Origin of the sequence: Embleya sp. NPDC008237, assembly GCF_042956465.1 — a bacterium.
Classification (GTDB): domain Bacteria; phylum Actinomycetota; class Actinomycetes; order Streptomycetales; family Streptomycetaceae; genus Embleya.
The window spans coordinates 1-21,952 of the sequence record NZ_JBIBGL010000003.1 but is presented as its reverse complement, the minus strand read 5'-3'; the positions used below and the strand labels follow the sequence as shown (position 1 = coordinate 21,952).

The window sequence follows — 21,952 nt, the reverse complement described above, 5'->3', positions numbered from 1 at the left end:
CGTCAACGGATTCGGCCGGACTGCCCCCCGGCGAGCGGCACGACGGCCGGACAACCGGCTGGACGAAGGAGCACGCGAACGGAGAAGTTGATGTTGTAATCGCCCTTCGGAGTGGTTCCGTACGCTTCCGCACCGGAAAGGCTGCCCGCGAGGCCCGTGCGTCCCTACACTCTCGAAGGGTGGGGGACAGCTATACGCCAGAGGGACCGGCAGTGCCGCACCTGACCGTCGGCACCAGCGCCGGAGCGCCCGTGATCCTGGATCCCGGGCGCGAACACATCGTCGGTCGCGACCCGTCCTGTGCGATCGTGCTCGACGACCGCCGTGTGTCGCGCCAACACGCGGTCCTGCGGGTGGGCTCCGACGGCTGGGAGTTCGTCGACACCAACAGCGTCAACGGCTCGTGGATGCGCGGCAATCGGGTGCACCGCGTGGTCGTGGGCCGAGGCTGCGAGGTGTTGCTCGGCGACCCGGACGACGGCGACCCGCTGCGGCTCGCGCCGGAGGCGAACGTCACCGAGGTGGTGCCGCCGCGCGTGGCACACCACGACCACGTGCAGATTCCCGAGCCGCCGCGCCGCGCCGAACCACCACCCTCGGGCGAGCCGCCGTACACCCCCGAGCCGCCCTACGTGCCCGAGCCGCCTCGGCAAGTGCCGGACCGGGCCCGCCCGTTGGGCCGCGCACACATCGGAGCCGGGCCGCATGCGGATCCGCGCCCCAGCGTGGACCGGGCGCCGAGCATGGTCATCCCGCTGCCGGTGCGCACCCTGCGGATCGGCCGCGCACTGGACAACGACCTGGTGCTCACCGACCTGATGGTCTCCCGGCACCACGCGGAGTTGCGCACCACACCGGGCGGCCGGCGCGAGATCGTCGACCTGGGCAGCCACAACGGCACCTTCCTCAACGGGCAGCCGATCGAGCGCGCGCTGCTCGGCGAAGCCGACCTGGTCGGCATCGGGCACGCCACCTTCCGGCTCGACGGCCAGGAGTTGCGCGAGTTCATCGACACCGGCGAGGTGTCGCTGGAGGTGCAGAACCTCACCGTCACGGCCGGCAAACGGGTCCTGCTCGACAACGTCTCCTTCCCGCTCGCCGAACGCAACCTGCTGGCCATCGTCGGCGGTTCGGGCGCGGGCAAGTCCACCCTGCTGGGCGCGCTCACCGGCAGCCGCCGCGCCGCCAGCGGCAAGATCCTCTACGACGGCCGCGACCTGTACGCGAACAACGCCGAACTGCGCCAGCGGATCGGCCTGGTGCCGCAGGACGACATCCTGCACGCCCAGCTCACCGCCCGTACCGCGCTGCGCTACGCGGCGCAGTTGCGCTTCCCCGAGGACACCGAGGCGGCCGAACGGGAGCGACGGGTCGAGGAGGTGATCGGCGAGCTGAGCCTGGACAAGATGCCGCGCGGCGCGACGTCGCCGTACGCCGACACCAAGGTCAGCAGTCTCTCCGGCGGCCAGCGCAAGCGGGTGAGCGTGGCCGTCGAGCTGCTCACCAAGCCGTCCGTGCTGTTCCTGGACGAGCCGACGTCCGGCCTGGACGAGGGCCTGGAACGCTCGGTGATGGAAAAGCTGCGCGAACTCGCCGACGACGGCCGCACGGTGATCGTGGTCACCCACAGCACCCGCAGCCTGAACGTCTGCGACCGGGTGCTCGTGCTCGCCCCGGGCGGTCGGATCGCCTTCTTCGGACCGCCGGACGAGGCACTGCCGTTCTTCGGCAAGGGCGACTGGCCCGAGGTCTTCAAGATGTTCGACGACGAGCCGGACCGCGACTACGAGGGTCCGTTCCGCCGCTCGGAGCTGTACGGCCGGTACATAGAGGTCGGTCGCGACCGCGCGCACGCCGAACAGGGCGAGCGACCGCAGGCCAAGCCGCCCAAGCCGCAGGGCTGGTTCTCCCAACTGACCACGCTCTCCCGGCGCTACCTCGCGGTGATCTCCTCGGACCGCAAGTACCTGGCGCTGCTGGCGATAGCGCCGTTGTTCCTGGGCATGTTGTGCCGGGTGATCCCCGGGAAGCTGGTCAGCCCGGAAGGGGCGCCGCCGGGCTCGAACCAGGAGGCGACCACCAAGCTGCTCGTGCTGTTCGTGATCAGCGGACTGATGGGCACCGCGACGGCGGTCAACGAACTGATCAAGGAGCGCGCCATCTATCGGCGCGAGCGCAGCGCCGGGCTCTCGGTGTCCGCCTACCTCGGCTCGAAGATAATCGTGCTCGGGTTGATCTCCGCGATCCAGGGCGTGGTGCTGACCGCGGTCGCACTGGTCGGGCAGAAGTTGCCCGCCAAGGGCGTGGTGATCAGCCCCCCGATCATCGAGATCGGCATCGCGGTGGTGCTGTCCGCGATAGCGGCGATGGCGGTGGGCCTGGTGGTCTCCGCGTCGATCGGCAGCGCGGAGTTGGCGATGCCGCTGCTCGTGGTGATCGCGATCGTGCAAGTGGTGCTGTGCGGCGGCCTGTTCCCGCTCAACGGCAAGGCCGGCATCGAGCAGATCTCCTGGCTGGCCCCGGCCCGCTGGGCCTTCGCCGCGGCCGGCAGCACGATAGATCTGGCCACCCAACTGCCGCGCAAACCCGGCGAGTCGCCGGATCCGCTGTGGAAGCACGACCCGAAGGTCTGGTACCGCAACATCGGCATCCTGGCCGGCCAGATCGCGGTCTACGGCCTGATCGCGCTGCTCATGCTCCGGCGCCTGGACCCCAAGACCAAGCGCAAGCGCGGCAGCTAGCGTTGCTCCCGCTCCTGCTCCTGCTCGTGGTCCTGCTCTTGTTCGTGCTCGGCTCAGGCCCGGTCCGGCTCCAAGGCCGCGCCGTAGGCCGCCACCATCGCCCGGCGGCAGGCCCGCTCCAGCGGGGCGAGCGCGCCGAGCCGGGCGGCCATCTCGGCGGCGCTGACCGCGGCGCCGTCCTCGCGGCCGGCCACGCTCAGCACCGCGTGGATCCGGCGCGCCTGGTCGAGCACCCGGCCGGCCCGACCCGGATGGCCGGGCGCCACCCGGGTGTCCGAGTCCTTGCGGTACAGCGCGGCGAGGGCACGCTGCGCCGCCGGACCGCTGCCCGCCACGTCCAGCCGGGTCAGGTCCTGGACCGCGTCGCGCATCGCCTCGGCCAGTTCGCGCTCCGCCTCGGCCAGGAACGGTCCCGGGGCGGGCCGGTCGGTCACCTCGACCATGCGCCAGGCCACCCGTACGGTCGCGTCGCCGATCGAGCCGTGGTGGGTCACCTCGGGCACCAGGCCGTAGGCGATGCCCGGCGCGCCGACCGTGATCGCCGCCTCGCCCGCGTCCAGCGCCAGGTCGTTGAAGGCGGGCGGACCGGGCAGCGCCAGCGGATCGCCGGACACCGGCAGGGCCAGTCGCAGACCGGTCACGCCCAGCGCCCGCAACCGGCCCAGGGCCAGCGACAGGCCGACCGGCACAGCTTCGCCCGGCACGCCCGTCACCCGATGCGGTTCGTCCGTTCCGACGATCTCGGACACCGCGTCGTCCGGCGGAACGTGCCCGGTCAGCAGGGCATTGCCCCATGCGACGAGAAGTCCGGAGCGAGGTTCGGCAAGCATGCGGACAAGCGTAAGGGGCGTCACAACGCTCCCGGACACGACCTGAGGTCGCTCGGTGTCATAGGTTTCTCCCGGACCGGGTGCAACAACGCGGACCACGGAGCGAGGCGGTGATCCCACACAACGGGATGCCGTCCGGCGGCGTAGCGCACGATGGGGAGCTGGCAGGCGATGAGCGACGTTCTCGAACTGGTTGACGTATCGGTGGTGCGCGACGGTCGCCCTCTGGTGGACCAGGTCACCTGGTCGGTCGCGGAAGGCGAACGCTGGATCGTCGTCGGCCCCAACGGCGCCGGCAAGACGACACTGCTGCAACTGGCGTCCACCTATCTGTTCCCCACCACCGGCACGGTCGCCGTGCTGGGCGAGAAGCTCGGCACGGTCGACGTGTTCGAGCTGCGCCCGCGCGTCGGGATGGCCTCGGCCGCGCTCACCGACAAGTTGCCCCGCCGCGAGCGCGTCCTGGACATCGTGCTGACCTCGGCCTACGGGATGACCGCCAAGTGGCACGAGCGCTACGACGCCGAGGACGAGCAGCGCGCCCGCCGACTGCTCGACCAGCTGGGCATGGCCGAATACATCGAGCGCCGGTTCGGCACGCTCTCCGAGGGCGAGCGCAAGCGGGTACAGATCGCCCGCGCGCTGATGACCGACCCCGAGCTGCTGCTGCTCGACGAGCCGGCCGCCGGGCTCGACCTGGGCGGGCGCGAGGATCTGGTCCGCCGGCTCGGCACGCTGGCCGCCGACCCGTACGCGCCGTCGATGATCCTGGTCAGCCACCACGTCGAGGAGATCCCGCCCGGCTTCACGCACATCCTGATGATCCGTCAGGGACGGGTGCTCGCGGCCGGTCCGATCGCCGACACGCTCAACTCGCGCAACCTCTCGCACTGCTTCGGTCTGCCGCTGATCGTCGAGCAGCAGTACGGGCGTTGGTCCGCCCGCGGGCTGCCGATGCCGGAGGCGCCGGACGCGCAGGGCTGACCTTCGCGGGCCGTTCCCGGGCTGATCATTCGTCCGAGAACCCCCTCCTGCCCACGGCGTCCACGATCTACGATGAACCCGTGGACGCATGGATGTGGTGGCTCATCGCGGTCGGGGCATTCGGCATCTTCGGCGTGCTCACCTCCTTCGTGGAGATGGGCATGTTCGCGATCGGGGCCGCCGCGGCCGCCGTGGCCGGCGGAGCCGGCGGCAACTTCCTGATCCAGAGCATCGTGTTCGCGGTCGTGTCGATCGCGCTGCTCGTGTTCGTACGACCCGTCGTGGTCCGGCACAACAACACGCCCGGATCGCGCACCGGCATCGAGGCGCTCAAGGGCACCAGTGCCGTGGTCCTGGAGCGCGTCGACGAGAACGGCGGCCGGATCAAGCTGGCCGGCGAGGTCTGGTCGGCCCGCAGTCTGGACGCCACCGCCGTGTTCGAACCCGGCACCCGGGTGGACGTAGCGGACATCGTGGGCGCGACCGCCGTGGTGATGTGACGCCCGATCGGTTGCGCCGATCGTGTTGACGTCCCACGTCGGCCCGCGAACCCCTAGGCTCGATACAGCCTTGGTTTTCAAAGGCAGCCGCAGGCAAGCAGGACCTCGGGAGAGATCGTGAAGGCCACCGCCGTCATCGTCCTGGTCGTACTCGTACTGCTGGTGGTCGTCGCCCTGGTCAAGACGGTCAAGGTGATCCCCCAGGCGAGTGCCGCCATCGTCGAGCGTTTCGGGCGTTACACCCGCACGCTGCACGCCGGACTCAACATCCTCGTGCCGTTCATCGACCGGATCCGGCAGATGATCGACCTGCGTGAACAGGTCGTTCCCTTCCCGCCGCAACCGGTGATCACCGAGGACAACCTCGTGGTCCAGATCGACACCGTCATCTATTTCCAGGTCACCGACCCGCGCGCGGCCACCTACGAGATCGCCAACTACATCCAGGCGATCGAGCAGCTGACCATCACCACGCTGCGCAACATCATCGGTGGCATGGACCTCGAACAGACGCTCACCTCGCGCGAGGAGATCAACGCGGGGCTGCGCGGCGTGCTCGACGAGGCGACCGGGCGCTGGGGTATCCGGGTCAACCGGGTCGAGCTCAAGGCGATCGAGCCGCCGCCCTCCATCCAGGACTCGATGGAGAAGCAGATGCGCGCCGAGCGGGACAAGCGCGCGGCGATCCTGACCGCCGAGGGGCACCAGCGTTCGCAGGTGCTCACCGCCGAAGGTGACAAGGAAGCCGCCGTGCTGCGCGCCGAGGGTGAGCGCCAGGCCGCGGTGATCCGGGCCGAGGGTGAGGCACGCGCGATCGAGACCGTTTTCGAGGCGATCCACGCGGGCGAGGTGGACAACAAGCTGCTCGCCTACCAATACCTCCAGATGTTGCCGAAGATCGCCGAGGGCAGCTCGAACAAGCTGTGGATCCTGCCCAGCGAGGTCACCCGCGCCCTGGAGGGCATCGGCGACGCGGTCGGCAACCTGTCCTCGAACGGCTCCGGCCCGGCACACCGCGTACCGCAGGTGCCGGTCGAGGAGGAGCCGGCCTGGCCCGGCTCGGGCACCCCCGCCGCGCCCGTACGCAAGCCGCCGGCCGGAAACGGCGCCTCGTCGGCACCGCGCCCGCCCGCCGAGCCGCCGGCCGTGCCCGCGCAGGCACCGAGCGAGCCGCCGCGCCGCGGTGGTCCGTCGGCCGCCGACGTCGAACCCCCGCACATCGAGCGGGGCCACCGCCCGCCGCGCTGAGGTGGGGCCCGCGGCTGCGATGATCACCTGCGTGCCGCGATGATCTCTGGTGTTGCGGCCACGGGGGAGTGACGTCCCCCCGGGTGCCAGGATCATTGCGGCGAAGCGGGTGGACATGAGCTGGTTGGAAGCTTTGGCGATCTTCGCCGCGGGCATCGCGGCCGGCGGGATCAACACCGTGGTCGGCTCCGGCACGCTGATCACCTTCCCCGTGTTGCTCGCCTTCGGGTACTCGCCGGTCACCGCCAACGTGTCGAACACGATCGGCCTGGTGCCGGGCTCGGTCAGCGGGGCGATCGGATACCGACGCGAACTCGTGGGCCAAAAGCCCCGGTTGATCCGCCTCGGACTCGCCTCCCTGCTCGGCGGTCTGACCGGCGCGATCCTGCTGCTGACGCTGCCCGACGACGCCTTCAAGGCGATCGTGCCGGTGCTGATCGTGCTCGCGCTGGTGCTCGTGGTGCTGCAACCGCGCCTGGCCAAGCGGCTCGCGGCCCGGCGGGCCGAGAACGGCTCGGCCGGCGAGGGGCCGCGGCACGGCGGCCCGTTGTTGTGGGTGGCCGTCTTCGGGACCGGCATCTATGGCGGCTACTTCGGCGCCGCCCAGGGCGTCCTGTTGCTCGCGCTGTTCGGCGTGTTCATCGCGGAGAACCTGCAACGCATGAACGCGGTGAAGAACGTGCTCGCCGGCATCGTCAACGGCGTCGCGGCGATCGTGTTCATGCTCGTCGCCGACGTCGCGTGGTGGGTGGTTCTGTTGATCGCGATCGGCTCGGTGATCGGCGGCCAGATCGGCGCCAAGGTCGGCCGCCGGCTGCCGCCCACGGCACTGCGTGCGGTGATCGTCGTGGTGGGCCTGATCGCGGTCGTTCGACTGCTGCTGTGACGCCGGCTCCGGCTGGCCTGACCTCCTCGAACAGCCCTACCGGGGAGGTGGCCGGATGGCCCTGGGGATGCGCGAACGCTGCGACGTGGCACTCGGGGCCGACGGCCCGGCCCGGATCTGCTCGTACGAGTGCACCTTCTGCGAACCGTGCAGCGCCGCGATGGACGACACGTGCCCCGACTGCGGCGGCGAACTCGTCCCGAGACCACGCCGGGCGGAACCGGCGGTCGGGTAGCGCCCGGGCCGGGCAGGGCAGGGCAGGCGGGCGGATCGGGTGGTCGGGTAGCGCCGGGTGAGCCGGGCGAGCGAGCCGGTGCAATGGGCCGCGGTCGGCGAGGCCTCGGGTCGTGGGCCCGGGGCAAGGCCGGCGTGCCGGCCGGGAGCAAGTCCCGAGCCGCCCGCGGGGGATCCGCGGCCTCGTGAAACGATGCCCGGCATGCCAGTCACGTCCCGCGCCGTAGGCCTCGCCGCAGGTGTCCTCCTGGACGCCGCCTTCGGAGACCCCCGTCGCGGCCACCCCGTGGCCGGCTTCGGGAGTGTGGCCGGTCGGCTGGAACGGGCCCTGTACCGCGACGACCGCGCCCGCGGCGTCGCGTACACGGCGCTGTGCGTCGCCGGCACCGTCGGCCTCGGCCTCGGGCTGCGCCGCGCGGTCGCCGGCCGCCCGCTCGCCGGCGCCGTGGTCACCGCCGGATGCACATGGGCCGTCCTCGGCGGCACCACCCTGCGCCGCGAGGCCCGGCTGATCGCCGCGCCGCTGGTGGCCGGCGACCTGCCCGCCGCCCGGGCCGCGTTGCCTCGCCTGGTCGGTCGCGACCCGGCCCGTCTGGACGACAAGGGCATCGCCCGCGCCGTGGTCGAATCGGTCGCCGAGAACACCTCCGACGCCGTGGTCGCCCCGCTGTTCTGGGGCGCCGTCGCGGGCGTCCCGGGCCTGCTGGGCTACCGCGCGATCAACACCCTCGACGCGATGGTCGGCCACCACAGCGCACGGTACGAGAACTTCGGCCGGGCCTCGGCCCGCCTCGACGACGCGGCCAACTGGCTGCCCGCCCGCCTCACCGGCCTGCTCACCGTCGCCGCCGCCCCGGTGGTCGGCGGCGACCCGGCCCGTGCGTGGGCCGTCCTGCGTCGGGACGGCGGCAGCCATCCCAGCCCCAACGCGGGCCGCTGCGAGGCATCCGCCGCCGGCGCGCTGGACGTACGTCTGGGCGGCCGCAACGTCTACGCCGGCCGCACCGAGGACCGCCCCACGCTCGGCGACGGCCCACCGCCGGGCCCCACCGACATCGACCGCGCGAACCGGCTCTCCGCGACCGTCGGCCTGGCCGCGGCGGCCCTGGCCGTCGCCGTCGCCGCCGCGCGCACCGCGTCGCGTCCCCGAACGGTCCGTCGAAAGGCACATCGATGAACGGCGCCCTCCTGGTGGCCGGCACCACCTCCGACGCGGGCAAGAGTGTCGTGGTCGCCGGGCTGTGTCGACGGCTCGTTCGGGAGGGCGTCAAGGTCGCGCCGTTCAAGGCGCAGAACATGTCGCTCAACTCGATGGTCACCGCCGACGGTGCGGAGATCGGTCGTGCCCAGGCGATGCAGGCCGCCGCCGCGCGGATCGAGCCGGAGGCGGTGATGAACCCGGTGCTGCTCAAGCCCGGTGGGCTGATGAGCAGTCAGGTCGTGCTGCTGGGCAAGCCGATCGCAGAGGTCGGCGCGCTGAACTACCGCGACCTGAAGCCGCGTCTGTTCGAGGCCGTGCTCGAATCGCTGGCCGATCTGCGGGCGCGCTACGACGTGGTGGTGTGCGAGGGCGCGGGCAGCCCGACCGAGATCAACCTGCGTGACCGGGACATCACCAACATGGGCCTGGCCCGGGCCGCGAACCTGCCGGTGCTCGTGGTCGGCGACATCGACCGGGGCGGCATCTTCGCGTCCTTCTTCGGCACCCTCGCGCTGCTCTCCCCCGAGGACCAGGCGCTGGTCTGCGGCTTCGTGATCAACAAGTTCCGCGGCGACGCGCGCCTGCTCGACCCGGCGCTGACCCGGATGCGCGAACTCACCGGACGTCCGGTCCTGGGCGTGCTGCCGTTCCTGGGCGGCCTGTGGCTGGACGTGGAGGACTCGCTCGCGCTCGACGCCGACCGGGGCACGCCACAACCGCCGCTCGGTGCTGATGTCCTGCGGGTCGCGGTGCTCCGACTGCCGCGGATCAGCAACTTCACCGACATCGACGCGCTTTCGGTCGAACCCGGCGTGGTGGTCCGCTTCGTGAGCACACCGGGCGAGATCGCCGACGCCGACCTGGTGGTGCTGCCCGGCACCCGCGCCACCGTCGCCGACCTGGCGTGGCTGCGCGAACGCGGCCTGGACACCGCGCTGGCCCACCGCGCCGCCGAGGGCCGACCCGTACTCGGGATCTGCGGCGGCTATCAGATGCTCGGCCACGAGATCCACGACGACGTGGAGAGCCGCGCGGGTACCGTGCCGGGCCTGGGCCTGCTCCCGGTCCGGATACGCTTCGCCGCCGGCAAGACCCTGGCCCGCCCCCGCGGATTCGCCGCCGGCGAGCCGGTGACCGGGTACGAGATCCATCACGGCATCGTCGACGTCGAGGCGGGCGAGCCGCTGTTCACCGCCGCCGACGGCACCGCGCTGGACGGTTGTCGGGTCGGCGCGGTGACCGGCACGCTGTGGCACGGCGCCCTGGAGAACGACGGCTTTCGCCGGGCGTTCCTGACCCGGACCGCCGAACTGGCCGGCCGGCGGTTCCTCGCCTCGCCCGACACCTCCTTCGAGGCGGCCCGGCAGAACCGGCTGGACGCCCTGGGCGATCTGATCGCCGACCACCTGGACAACGCGGCGGTGGACCGGCTGATCACCGCGGGCGCGCCTCCCGGCCTGCCCTTCGTGCCACCGGGGGCGTAGGCCTCGCCAAGTCCTGGGGAAATACCCCGGACGAGCCGCCGCCCGATCGCCGATGATGGATTTCGGGGGCGTGGACGCACGCGAAATCGGGGTGGAAGGGCGGGGGCTCACGATGCGGATCCTGCTGGCCGGAGACACGCACGGCAACACCGGACACGTGCGGCGGCTGCTCGACGCCGCCGCGGAACTCGACGTCGATCTGATCTTCCAACTCGGCGACTTCGGCTTCTGGGAGCACGAGGCATCCGGCGTCCGCTACCTGGACGCGGTCAACCGCTCCGCCCGCTCGCGCGGCGTCGACGTGTACTTCCTGGACGGGAACCACGACAAGACCTCGCTGCTGATGGAGTCCTACGGCGACCGACGGGACGAACACGGCTTTGCGATCGTGCGCCCCCGGGTGCGCTACGCGCCGCGCGGACACCGTTGGTCCTGGCGCGGGACGAACTTCCTCGCCTTCGGCGGTGCCCTCTCGCTGGACCGCGAGCAGCGGCTCGCCGAGGAGCGCCGACGCCACGAGAAGGCGCAGCGCAAGGAGGGCTTCCGGCGCGGCGCGGGTCGGCCGCCCGGCGACGTACCCGACTTCGCGGGCACCCTGTGGTTCCCCGAGGAGCAGGCCACCGACGCGGACGTCGACGCGATCCTGACCGACCCGGCGCCGGTCGACATCCTGCTCACCCACGACAAGCCGCTGCGCACCGCGCCGGAGTTCAACCGCAAGGACGACCCGCGCTGCCTGCCCAACCAGCAACGCGTCCAGCGCCTCGTGGACGCCTACCGGCCCACCCTGGCCGCGCACGGCCACCTGCACTTCCGGTACACCGAGGAACTCGCCCACCCGGACGGCTCGTCCACTCGCGTCGAGGGCCTGGCCGCCGACCCGATGGCCTCCTACGACGTGCCCGGCTACCGCATCCCCGACTCCTGGCACGTCCTCGACCTCACCGACCCGACCCCCACGGCAGGCCCCGACCCGGACACCGTCGGAGCGGGCAGCACCTCCTGACCGAAGGTCGGAACGTACGGGCCGAGACAAATGGTTGATCGATTGCGGGTGTGGCATGTGACCGTTCCCGGGCCCCCCTTGCCGGGGACGGCCCGGGCGTGGATAACCTCGGCGAACACATGATCGGATCGCCGACCGGGGCCGGGGGCGGAATCATCGGGCCGGCGGTCCAGGGGAGGACTGGCATGTCCGACATGCCCACCGCCGCCGACGGCGCACATCCGCCGCGCGGCGCATCGACCGGCGGACCCACCGAATCCGAGGCCGAGCACGAACCGCGGCCCGAGGTCCGGGACATCGGAACGGCCGAGGCCCGCCCGGAGGCGATACCCGGCCGGGACGCCATCGGCGACGGCCGCGCCCCGACGCCCGACGCCCCGACGCCCGACGCGGCGGAGCCCGTCGCGGCGGAGCCGAACTCACCCCGCGTGTCCACCGCACCGACGACCCCCGCCGAAACCCCGGAAGCAGCCGAGGCGTCCACCGCCCCTGCGGCACTCCGGACCCCCCGGGCTCCCGCAGCGCCGCAGACGCCCGAGGAGCCCGCCGCGCCTGCGACGCCCCAGGCACCCCCGATACCCCGGGCACCCGCGGCACGGCAGACGCCCGAAGAGTCCGCCGCGCCTGCGACGCCCCAGGTACCCCCGATACCCCGGGCACCCGCGGCACGGCAGACGCCCGAGGAGCCCGCCGCGCCTGCGACGCCCCAGGTACCCCCGATACCCCGGGCACCCGCGGCACGGCAGACGCCCGAAGAGTCCGCCGCGCCTGCGACGCCCCCGATACCCCGGGCACCCGCAGCGCCGCAATCGCCCGAGGGGCCCGCCGCGCCCCGGAGGTCGGACGCACCCGCGGCTTCCGCGGCTTCCGCGGCGCCCGCGGCTTCCGCGTCGTCCGCGCCGCCCCCGATACCCCCCACACCTGCGCCGGCGCCGAACCCCGAAACGCCCGAATTCCCCTCCCGGGTCGGCTTCTACGGGCCCCTCCCCTTCATTCCGCCGCCCGACCGGCAGCGCCGCAACGCCCGCCGGCATCTGCTCGCCGCGGCCGGTGGCGTGCTCGCGATCCTCGCGCTGCTCGCATCCCTCGCCATCGGCGGCGTCTTCGACACACCGTCCTCCCCGGCCGCCGCGCCGATCGCCGAGCAGGACGGCGGCGAGACCTCCGCGAAGACCGAGGAGAAGGCTCCGGTCACCCGGATCGCGACCTCCGACGTGGCCTTCCTGACCGACAACCGCACCCGGGCCCTCAAGTCCGGCGACGCCGACGCGTTCGTGGCCGGCATCGACCCCGCCGCCACCGAACTGATCGCCGCACAGCGCCGGGTGTTCGCCAATCTTCGGCTGTTCCCGTTCACGAGCGTCGAATTCCGGCCACCCACGACGTACATCGACGCCGGTGCCGACGCCGGCCCGCTCACCCGGGACGTGCACGTCGTATTCGCCCACCAGGTGACCGGCGTGGACAGCGAGCCGATCGCCGAGCGCTACATCTGGACGGTCTTTCGCGCCTCGGTCGGCGCCCCGCTGGTGATCACCAAGATCAGCGGCGCCTCGACCCGCGGCGGCGGCAATGCCTACCCCGCGCCCTGGGACGAGGGCGAACTCGCGCTGATCGAACGCCCGCACGTGCTCCTTGCCGTGCCTGTCAAGAACAAGGCCAAGGCCGCGGCCTGGGCCGATCGTGCGGAGAGCGCGCTCAAGAAGAACCTCGCGGCGTGGAAGGGTCCGGCCATCACGCCGCAGCGCTACGTCGTCTACGTCACGCCCGACCACGACACCTTCACCCGCGCGCTGTCCGGCAACGACCTGCCCAACGTCACCGGCGTGTGCCGCACGATGCCGCCGGCCCGCCCGGTCGGCCGCGACCAGCCGATGGCCGGCAGCCGGATCACCCTGGACGGCTCGGACGGCATGTTCACCAAGGGCGACGGCGAACAGCAGACGCACCTGATGCGGCACGAGCTCGGTCACGCCATGGTGGCCGAGTTCGAGCGAGGCGGCGACGGGCCGCCGCTGTGGGTCTCCGAGGGCTTCGCCGAGTACCTCGCCTGGACCGACCTCTCGCTCGCCGAGTGGTTCCAGCCGGACGCCCGCGATCAGGTCCGGGCGGGCAGGTTCAGCGGCAGGTTGCCCACCGACACCGAGGTCAACTCGCCGGACGCCAAGACCTCGACCGTCGGCTACCACTACAGCATGCTCGCCATCCGCTACATCGCGGAGAAGTACGGCGCAGCCAAGGCCGACGTGTTCGTGGTCGCGGTGTACAAGGACTCCACCCCGGCCGCCCTGGACGCCGCGCTCAAGGAGGCGACCGGCCTGGACCGGGACACCTTCGAAAGCAACTGGGCCAAGTACGTCAAGACCAAGGTGGGCAACTGAATGCCGTACGACCCGTACGGCCTGTGGCCGGACGCCGTCGAACCACGGCGTTCCCGACCGTGGGCGATCTGCGTCGCACTGCTCGGCGGCCTGCTCTCGCTCTCCTTCGTGTTCGGTGCGGTATCGGCCGGCGGCCGGCTCGTCGGGCTCGACACCGCCGAACGGCTGCTCGGTCACGTCCGATCGGCGTCGGCTCCGTCCATCGACCGCTCCGCGTCCGGCAGCACCGAACCGGGGGCACCCGCCGCCGACGCGAGCGGGTACTCGAACCGGATCGGCACCCGCGTGTACGCCCGGGTGGCAGCCCTGGTCACGACCCGATCGGCGGCCTTCGAGCGCGGTGACGAAACCGCCTTCCTGGCCCGTGTCGACCGGCAGGACACCACCCTGCTCGACGGTCAGCGCCGGTTGTTCGCCAACCTGCGCAAGGTTCCGTTCGACACCGCCCGCTGGCGGCCGCTCGGCGCCGGCACGACGGTCACCGCCGACGGCTCCAGTGCGGAGCAGGCTGGCACCGCCGCCGCATGGCCGGTGACGGTGAGCCTGAACGTCGCCTTCGAACACGCCATCAGCGGTGTCGACCTGGGCCCCGTTCCGGAGACCTACGTCTGGAAGGCCCGCTGCGCCGGCCCCGACGACCCGTGCACCCTCATCGGCCTGGACGGCGCCGCCGACGACGACACCACGTCGGGCTTCGCCGGCTACCCGGCCGCGTGGGATCTGTGGGACATGCGCGTCGAACGGCGCCCGCACGTGGTGCTGATGGGCCCCGGGCAGGACGCGGCCGCCCTGCGCCGCAACGCGGATCTGGCCGAACAGGCCGCCGTGTACACGCTCGGCGCCTGGAAGGGCGGCTCCGGCACCTCGCCCGGCTTCGCCCTCGTGCTGACCTCCTCCCGGGCGTCCTTCGGCAAGCTGTACAGCAGTGGCGACGTGCAGGAGTGGGCGGCGGGCTACGCACTGGCCATGCCCGGGACCGACCGGTCCATCGGCGGCGTGCGCATGGTCGTGGACGACGACCAACTCCGCGGCGATGCGGCGTTCGCGCCGATACTGCTCCGGCACGAGATGACGCACGCCCTGGTCGCCCCGCTGGCCCGGCCCGGCCGCGGTGCCGAACTGCCGACGTGGCTGGCCGAAGGGTTCGCCGACTGGCAGGCGGAGGCCGACCGGCCGCTCGCGCCCGTGGTCACCCGCAACATCCGCGCGCTGATCGACCGGGGGAGGTTCACCGGCGAACCGCCCGCCGAGGGCGACTTCGAGACCAGCGACGAGGACCGGGTCGAGAACGCCTACAACCTGGCCCACCTGATGCTGCGTTACCTGGCCAAGACCTTCGGCGCGGAGCGGGTGTGCGCCTTCTACACGGACAGCGTCACCGGCCGATACGGCTCCACGGACGAGGCGCTGACCGCGTCCTTCGGCATCGCGCCGGACCGACTCCGCAACGATTGGGCGGCCTGGGTCCGCAAAACCGTCTGACCGCCGAAGGACCCGAAAAGCCGAAGGACCCGAAGGACCGGAGCGAGCCGAAGGACCCGAAAGACCCGAAGCCGCCGGGGGATTCGCAACCCCCGGCGGCTTCGGTCGGACCTCGCCGGATACCCGCGTCAGGCGCCCATCGCGAGCACCGGCGGCCGTACCGGCTCGGCGAGCCACTGCGCGCCCTCGACGTCCGCCACGCCGAACGCGAGCACCAGCGCCCGGGTCGCCGACGGCTCGTACGGCTGGAACAACAGCCGCATCCCGGCCTCGGCCGGCGTCCGGGCCGCCTTGCGCTGATTGTCGCTCCCGCACGCGGCGACCGTATTCAGCCACGAGTCCGCGCCACCACGCGAACGCGGCAGCACGTGGTCCACCGTGGTCGCCCGCCCACCGCAGTACGCGCAGCGCCGGTTGTCCCGGAGCAGCACACCCCGACGCGACCACGAGGCCTGTTGTCGGAACGGCACCCGGACGAACTTGAGCAACCGGATCACCCGCGGCAACGGGAACTCGGCAGTCGCGGCCCGCACCACCCGGCCGGGATCCACGTGCTCGACGACGGCCTTCTCCTGCAGTACCAACACGAGCGCGCGCTTGAACGACACCGTCGCCAGCGGCTGGTACGTCGCGTTCAGCACCAACGTCTCCCGCATGCGACCTCCCCTCACCTGGTCGACGAGGGGACGAGCGAGCACACCCGGACGCGCACCGAACCGGCCGGGCGCGACCACGCGCTCAGCTTTGGGGCGGTGCTGCGACGCTCATGCGCACCCTTCGACTCGACGAACCGTCAGTACGGACAACTCGACCACTGTGCCTTTTGAACGATCACCGGGACAACGCAATTACCGGACGGGAATCCGCGCCGGGCCGGCCGATTGTGATCAGCCCGCGCCCGGCGCCACGATCACTGCGCGTAGGTGTTCACCAGGACCGCGCGCGCGAGCGTGTGCGAGAACAGGTTGAAGCCCACGAACGCCGGCGTCGCGCTCTCGTCCACGCCGAGCTTGTCCACGTCCAGCGCGTGCACGGTGAAGACGTACCGGTGCGGGTAGTGCCCGGGCGGCGGGGCGGCACCGACATAGCCCGGGCCGCCGGTGTCGTTGCGCACGTGGAAGGCACCCGAGGGGAGCGCCTTGCCGTCGGGTGCGCCCGCACCGGTCGCCAACTCGGCGACACCCGCCGGGATGTCCACCACGACCCAGTGCCAGAAACCGCTGTGCGTCGGCGCGTCCGGGTCGAAGCAGGTCACCGCGAAGCTCTTGGTGTCGGCCGGGAAGCCGGACCAGGACAACTGCGGCGACACGTCCTCGCCGCCCGCCCCCATCACACCGCTGACCTGAGCGGTCGGCAGGGTCAGACCGTCCGACAGATCCCGGCTGGTGACCGCGAAGAAGGGCCGCTCCGGCAGGTAGTCGTAGGGCATCGAGGGCTTGTTGGGCTCGGTCACGCGAGGCTCCGATCGTGCTCGGTGGCACCCGGCCGCCTGCCGGGCGCCTCGTCCGAACGAGCCTATTCTCACCGTCGGCCGAACCGGCGAAGATCGCATAGGTATCCTCGCGCCAACAGGGGGGAGGCATCCGGGGTGACCCAGCCGACGCACGACACCGGCGATGCCGCCGACGACGCCCCGTCCGGCATATCCGCAGCGGCCGTCGACCGAGTCGACAGCACGGACAAGGCGATACCCGAGGCCGCACCGGCCCGGCCGCGATCCGTCGCGCGCCGACTCGCCGCACCGCTGATCGCCCTGCTGCTCGCGCTCACCGCACTGATCGTGTTCGGCGTCACGCTCAGCGGGCCGGGCAGCGCGAAGCCGCGCAACACCGACAGCGCGTTCGGCCCACGCCCGGGCACCGCGACACCGGTGGCCCCCGCCCATGGCCCGGCGATCGCCACCGCCGACATCCAGACCCTGGCCGACCGCCGCACCAAGGCCCTGATCGGCCGGGACGAGCAGGCCTTCACCGCGGACCTCGACCCGGACATCCCCGACCTGGTCGCCGGCCAACTGCGGCTGTTCGCCAACCTCGGCCGGGTGTCCTTCGACCAGGTCGGCTACCGCGTCGAGACGGTGCAGACCATGCCCGCCACCGACGAGCGGATCACCGCCTACGTGGACATCTCCTTCGACCACCGGATCTCGACCGCCGACACCGCGACCGTCGGCGAGGGCTACCGCTGGACCGTGGTCCGGGCCGGCCCCGGCGCCCCGCTGCTCATCTCCGCCGTCGACGGCACCCCCTACGACGGGGCCGGCTACGCATACGCCCGGGACTACCCCGCCCCCTGGGACCACGCCGACCTGACCGTGGTCCGCCGCGCCCACGTGGTCGTCCTCGCCGACCCGGCCACCGCCGCCGGCGCCGACCGACTCGCCGACGACGCCGAGGAGGCCGCGCGCGCCGACATCGAGACCTGGGCCGACGGCGGACCGCCCGGCACCGCACCCGGCTTCGTGATCGTCCCGGTCGCCGACCGCGACACCTTCTACCGGCTGTACGGCGGACGCACCGGCGAACACGGCGAGGAATCCGGCCTCACCTACGCGCTGCGCACCATCGACCCGGCCGGCAAGGGGCGCTTCGGCGGCTCCCGGATCGTCCTGGACACCACCTCGGGCTGGTTCACCTCGCCCAACCCGCAGCGGCTCGGCGAACTGCTGCGCCACGAAATGGCCCACGCGTTGGTCACCCCGCTGCGCAACGAGGTGCCCAACCAGGACCAACCCGTCTGGGTCGTCGAGGGCTTCGCCGACTGGCTCGCGCTGCGCAGCCGAACCCTGCTCGGCACCGACGAGCTGTACGAGGCCAGGACCTACCTCGCCGCGAACCGCTTCACCGGCAAACTGCCCACGGACAACGAGCTCTACCAGGCCGACACGGTCGGCAACGCCGCCGCGTACGAGCTCGCCCACCTGGCGATCCGCCGCATCGAGGAGATCGGCGGCACCCTGGCCGTGTACGGCTTCGTCACCGCCGTCTACGCCGACCCGGCCCCGGCCGCCGTGGACGCGGCGATCGGCAAGGCGACCGGCATGCCGCGGGCGAGATTCGAGGCGGACTGGGCGGCCCGGGTCCACGCCCTCCTGGACGCGTGACGCACCGGGCCGCCGCCCCTGCCGGACGAACCCGCTCCGACAGGGGGCACCTTCGTGCCAGTACCGGGCGCGGCGCTAGAACCAGCCGCGGCGCTGCCCCAGTTCCTGGAACCAGCCGTGCAGATAGGCGTTCCAGTCGGTCTGCTGCGCGGTGCCGTGGTTCACGGTGAACCGCCGGATCGCGTCGCTCCCGCCGGAGAGCGCGCCGCCCTTCTTGTCGATCTCCAGGATCACCTCGGTCGCGTGCTCGGCCGACACGAAGGTCAACTCGACCTCGTTGATGCCGCGCGCATACGCCTGCGGCGGAGCGAACTCGATCTCCTGGTAGAACGGCAACCGCTGGTCGACCCCGCGGATGTGCCCCTGCTCCAGGTCGGCGGCCTTGAAGTGGAAGCCCAGATTCCCGAAGGCGTCGAGGATCAACGCCTGCGCCGGAAACGCGCCCACCGCGATCGGGTCGAGGTCGCCCTTGTCGATCGCCCGATCGATGGCCAGCTCGGTCCGCACGCCGATCGTGGTCCCGCGCAGCTGCACCCCGCGGAACGTGGTCAGCGGCGTCTCCCACGGCACCGGCAGCCGGAACTGCAGATCGTGCGTCGCACCCTCGCGCAGGTCGAACTCGCCGCCCACCTGATGCCGGCCGAACTCGACGTTCCGCCGCTGCTCGCCGTCCTGGGTCTCCACCTCGACGACGGCCTGGAAGCCGACGAACAAGCCCTCGATCCGCTGGTCGACCTTGCCGCCCTGGACCCGGATCCGCCCCTCGACCACACCGCCCGGCATGGTCTCGGTGGAGTGCAGCTCGGTCTCCACCGAGGCGCTGCCCGCACCCATACTCGCCATCAACTTCTTGAAAACCACATGTCCTCCCCGATGATCGTCTCGACGGCCCATTCCATCACGCGTGCCCGGCCGCTCTAAGCTGGCTCGTCATGCGTGCCTCCACCGCCGATCCCGTCGATCCCACCGAACCGCTGCCGCGCTCGTTCTTCGACCGCCCGGTCCTGGCCGTCGCCGCCGATCTGCTCGGCCGAACCGTCGTACACGAGACCGAGGCCGGCCCGGTCGAGCTGCGGCTGACCGAGGTCGAGGCCTACGACGGCGCCAACGACCCCGGCTCGCATGCCTTCCGGGGCAGGACCGCCCGCAACGCGACGATGTTCGGCCCACCCGGACACCTGTACGTCTACTTCACGTACGGCATGTACTACTGCGCCAACCTGGTCTGCGGTCCACCCGGCCGCGCATCGGGGGTGCTGCTGCGCGGGGGCGAGATCACCGCCGGCACCGCCCTGGCCCGCGCCCGCCGCCCCACCACCCGCAAGGACACCGACCTCGCGAGCGGCCCCGCCCGCCTGGCCATGGCGCTGGCGCTGGATCGCACCCAGGACGGCACCGACGTCTGCGACCCCACCGGCCCGGTGCGCGTTCTGTACGGCACACCACCGGCCCGCACCGCCGTCCGAACCGGCCCACGCACCGGCGTCGGCGGCGGCGGCGCCAACCAACCGTGGCGCTTCCACATCGACGGCGACCCGACGGTCAGCCCGTACCGGGCCCACCAACCCCGCAAGCGCATTGCCAAGCCGTCCGCCGAAGCCGGCAGTCAAAGCGGTTAGCGCACAGGGCGGCGCGTCGGGCACCCTGTAACCGCTGTACCGGCCGAATGCGCCGCACCCGCTGCACCTGCCACATGCGGCCGCGCCGTCCGTACCCGCGTATCCGTATCCGCTGTATCCGCTGTATCGACCGAGGAGACCGAGCACTGTGACGGACATCGTCGACGAGTTGCGGTGGCGGGGCCTGCTGGCCCAGACCACCGACGAGGACGCGCTCAAGAAGGCGTTCGCGGACGGTCCCGTCACGGCCTATTGCGGGTTCGACCCGACCGCGGCCAGCCTGCACGTCGGCCACCTCACCCAGGTACTGACCCTGCGCCGGCTGCAGCTCTTCGGCCACCGCCCGATCGCCCTGGTCGGCGGCGCCACCGGTCTCATCGGCGACCCCAAGCCGTCGGCCGAGCGCGCGATGAACGAGGTCGCCACCGTCGAGACCTGGACCGACCGGATCCGGGGCCAACTCTCCGCGTTCCTCGACTTCGACGGCTCCGAGCCGAACACCGCCGTGATGGCGAACAACCACGACTGGATCTCGCAGCTGAGCATCGTCGAGTACCTGCGCGACGTGGGCAAGCACTTCAGCGTCAACCAGATGCTCGCGCGCGAGACGGTGAAGTCCCGGCTCGCCGGCGAGGGCATGAGCTACACCGAGTTCAGCTACGTGCTGCTCCAGTCCTACGACTTCGTCGAGCTCTACCGGCGGCACGGCTGCACGCTCCAGATCGGCGGCAGCGACCAATGGGGCAACATCACCGCCGGCCTCGACCTGATCCGCCGCATCACCGGCAACGAGCCGCACGGTCAGGCACACGCGCTGACCACCAACCTGCTCACCAAGGCGGACGGCAGCAAGTTCGGCAAGACCGAGGGCGGCACGGTCTGGCTCGACCCCGAGCTGACCACGCCGTACGCCTTCTACCAGTTCTGGCTGGGCGCCGACGACCGTGACGTGTCGCGCTACCTGCGCACCTTCAGCTTCCGCTCGCGCGAGGAGATCGAGACCCTCGAACGAGACAGCGCGGAGCGCCCCGCCGCCCGCATCGGACAGCGCGCCCTCGCCGAGGAACTGACCACGCTGGTACACGGCGCCGACCAGTGCACCGCGGTGGTCGAGGCCAGCAAGGCACTGTTCGGCCAGGGCGACCTGACCGCGCTGGACGAGGCGACGCTCCACTCGGCGGTCGCGGAACTCCCGGGCGCACAACTGACGGAGACCCCGACGGTGGTCGACGCCCTGGTGGCCACCGGCCTCGCCCCGAGCAAGGGCGGTGCCCGGCGCACCATCAAGGAGGGCGGCGCCTACCTCAACAACGCCAAGGTGACCGACGAGGACGCGGTGATCGCCGCGACCGACCTGCTGCACGGCCGCTGGGCCCTGCTGCGCCGCGGCAAGCGCAACCTCGCCGCAGCGGAGATCACCGCCTGACACAAGGCAGTTGATGGTCCGTCAGGCACACCGTCGGATCACTCGTCGAGCCGGTTCCCGACCCGTTCCACTGGGTATAGGGGACCGGCTTGACCCGTCCAAGAGGGTGGTTTAAGCTCGTACGAGTCGCAACTTCGGGAGATCCGGACAGGCGCGCCCTCAACACCGGCGCGATGGCCGATCCCACCGCGACTCACACCCCAACGATCCATCCGGAAACGGACGGCCTTCGGCCGTTCCGTCCCTGTGGTGTCTCCGTGGCGGGCGTGAACCAGTGGAACCAGTGATACACACAAGGCCCTTTGTGAAGCGCGCGGAATTTGATCATCCAAATTCCGGGGGTTTTATTTGTGCTGCCATTTATTACTGGGAATCACATTCTTGGAATGAGATTCGGCATTATCGCGGAAACCTGCTAAGGTTGAAGCATCGAGTACCGGAGAGATCCGGAGCACGACGCGCGGCTCGCAGGCGCCGGCGCCGCAGGATTGATCATGCGGAGTCGGTGGAGGCGGGAAAACGGGTCTGCTAGGCTCGGCGGGCCGGAAGCGGAAGAAACGCAAGTTTCGAAAGCGGAAGGCACGAGAAACCGGACGAAAAGCGGGTCGCAAGATCTGCTAGAGTCCGGGAGGCGGAAAACGCGGAAACGCGGTGGACGCCGAAAGCGAGGAAAGCGAAGCCGCCGAAACGGTGTGCTAAGCTGGAAACGCGAAAGTGAAACAAAAGAAACACCTGAACGTTAAACGCCCGGAGGGCGCGGTTGACTCCGCACCGAAGGAAGCGTCCGTTCCTTGAGAACTCAACAGCGTGCCAAAAGTCAACGCCAA

18 protein-coding genes are annotated in these 21,952 nt (G+C 71.5%); 14 read left to right on the top strand and 4 right to left on the bottom strand.

Features of this window, described 5'->3' with window-relative positions; all coding sequences use genetic code 11:
- Positions 1-212: 212 nt before the first annotated feature.
- Complete coding sequence (locus tag ACFZBU_RS07030) at positions 213-2,741, top strand: FHA domain-containing protein (protein ID WP_391582469.1); 2,529 nt, start codon at positions 213-215, stop codon at positions 2,739-2,741.
- Positions 2,742-2,794: 53 nt separating this feature from the next.
- On the opposite strand, the gene ACFZBU_RS07025 is transcribed toward ACFZBU_RS07030, so the two are convergent.
- Positions 2,795-3,571: a hypothetical protein gene (locus ACFZBU_RS07025; protein ID WP_391582468.1), complete on the bottom strand. Its 777-nt coding sequence runs from the start codon at positions 3,569-3,571 to the stop codon at positions 2,795-2,797.
- Between the two features lie 171 nt (positions 3,572-3,742).
- Here ACFZBU_RS07025 and ACFZBU_RS07020 point away from each other — a divergent pair, with 171 nt between their 5' ends.
- The 10 genes from ACFZBU_RS07020 (at position 3,743) to ACFZBU_RS06975 (ending at position 14,977) form a co-directional block, all read left to right on the top strand.
- On the top strand, positions 3,743-4,555 hold the full coding sequence (locus tag ACFZBU_RS07020) for an ABC transporter ATP-binding protein (protein WP_391582467.1): 813 nt from the start codon (positions 3,743-3,745) through the stop codon (positions 4,553-4,555).
- 92 nt (positions 4,556-4,647) lie between these two features.
- Entirely contained in the window at positions 4,648-5,055 is a 408-nt protein-coding gene (locus ACFZBU_RS07015) for an NfeD family protein (RefSeq protein ID WP_391583055.1), read from the top strand.
- Positions 5,056-5,172: 117 nt separating this feature from the next.
- On the top strand, positions 5,173-6,303 hold the full coding sequence (locus ACFZBU_RS07010) for an SPFH domain-containing protein (protein WP_391582466.1): 1,131 nt from the start codon (positions 5,173-5,175) through the stop codon (positions 6,301-6,303).
- A gap of 115 nt (positions 6,304-6,418) precedes the next feature.
- Positions 6,419-7,189, top strand: coding sequence for a sulfite exporter TauE/SafE family protein (locus ACFZBU_RS07005; RefSeq protein WP_391582465.1), 771 nt, complete (start codon positions 6,419-6,421; stop codon positions 7,187-7,189).
- A 55-nt stretch (positions 7,190-7,244) separates the two neighbouring features.
- The gene (locus tag ACFZBU_RS07000; RefSeq protein WP_391582464.1) at positions 7,245-7,424 is read left to right on the top strand and encodes a DUF1272 domain-containing protein; all 180 of its coding nucleotides are present in this window, start codon (positions 7,245-7,247) and stop codon (positions 7,422-7,424) included.
- A gap of 201 nt (positions 7,425-7,625) precedes the next feature.
- Entirely contained in the window at positions 7,626-8,600 is a 975-nt protein-coding gene (locus ACFZBU_RS06995) for a cobalamin biosynthesis protein (protein WP_391582463.1), read from the top strand.
- Positions 8,597-10,108: a cobyric acid synthase gene (locus ACFZBU_RS06990; RefSeq protein WP_391582462.1), complete on the top strand. Its 1,512-nt coding sequence runs from the start codon at positions 8,597-8,599 to the stop codon at positions 10,106-10,108. The genes ACFZBU_RS06995 and ACFZBU_RS06990 overlap by 4 nt, the downstream gene beginning before the upstream one ends.
- Before the next feature lie 70 nt (positions 10,109-10,178).
- Positions 10,179-11,114 (top strand): metallophosphoesterase, encoded by a 936-nt coding sequence (locus ACFZBU_RS06985; RefSeq protein ID WP_391582461.1) that lies wholly within the window; start codon positions 10,179-10,181, stop codon positions 11,112-11,114.
- 1,055 nt (positions 11,115-12,169) lie between these two features.
- Positions 12,170-13,495: a hypothetical protein gene (locus ACFZBU_RS06980; protein WP_391582460.1), complete on the top strand. Its 1,326-nt coding sequence runs from the start codon at positions 12,170-12,172 to the stop codon at positions 13,493-13,495.
- Positions 13,496-14,977 (top strand): peptidase MA family metallohydrolase, encoded by a 1,482-nt coding sequence (locus ACFZBU_RS06975; protein WP_391582459.1) that lies wholly within the window; start codon positions 13,496-13,498, stop codon positions 14,975-14,977.
- 128 nt (positions 14,978-15,105) lie between these two features.
- On the opposite strand, the gene ACFZBU_RS06970 is transcribed toward ACFZBU_RS06975, so the two are convergent.
- Positions 15,106-15,633, bottom strand: coding sequence for an HNH endonuclease (locus ACFZBU_RS06970; RefSeq protein ID WP_020556146.1), 528 nt, complete (start codon positions 15,631-15,633; stop codon positions 15,106-15,108).
- Positions 15,634-15,887: 254 nt separating this feature from the next.
- Entirely contained in the window at positions 15,888-16,430 is a 543-nt protein-coding gene (locus tag ACFZBU_RS06965) for a YbhB/YbcL family Raf kinase inhibitor-like protein (protein ID WP_391582458.1), read from the bottom strand.
- Positions 16,431-16,565: 135 nt separating this feature from the next.
- Between ACFZBU_RS06965 and ACFZBU_RS06960 the strand changes: the two genes are divergently transcribed.
- Complete coding sequence (locus ACFZBU_RS06960; protein WP_391582457.1) at positions 16,566-18,080, top strand: hypothetical protein; 1,515 nt, start codon at positions 16,566-16,568, stop codon at positions 18,078-18,080.
- A 75-nt stretch (positions 18,081-18,155) separates the two neighbouring features.
- Here the strand turns inward: ACFZBU_RS06960 and ACFZBU_RS06955 are convergent, their stop codons facing one another.
- Positions 18,156-18,941, bottom strand: coding sequence for a sporulation protein (locus ACFZBU_RS06955; RefSeq protein WP_391582456.1), 786 nt, complete (start codon positions 18,939-18,941; stop codon positions 18,156-18,158).
- Positions 18,942-19,012: 71 nt separating this feature from the next.
- Between ACFZBU_RS06955 and ACFZBU_RS06950 the strand changes: the two genes are divergently transcribed.
- Positions 19,013-19,699 (top strand): DNA-3-methyladenine glycosylase, encoded by a 687-nt coding sequence (locus tag ACFZBU_RS06950; RefSeq protein ID WP_391582455.1) that lies wholly within the window; start codon positions 19,013-19,015, stop codon positions 19,697-19,699.
- Positions 19,700-19,847: 148 nt separating this feature from the next.
- On the top strand, positions 19,848-21,125 hold the full coding sequence (tyrS, locus tag ACFZBU_RS06945; RefSeq protein ID WP_391582454.1) for a tyrosine--tRNA ligase: 1,278 nt from the start codon (positions 19,848-19,850) through the stop codon (positions 21,123-21,125).
- The last annotated feature ends 827 nt before the right edge of the window (positions 21,126-21,952 follow it).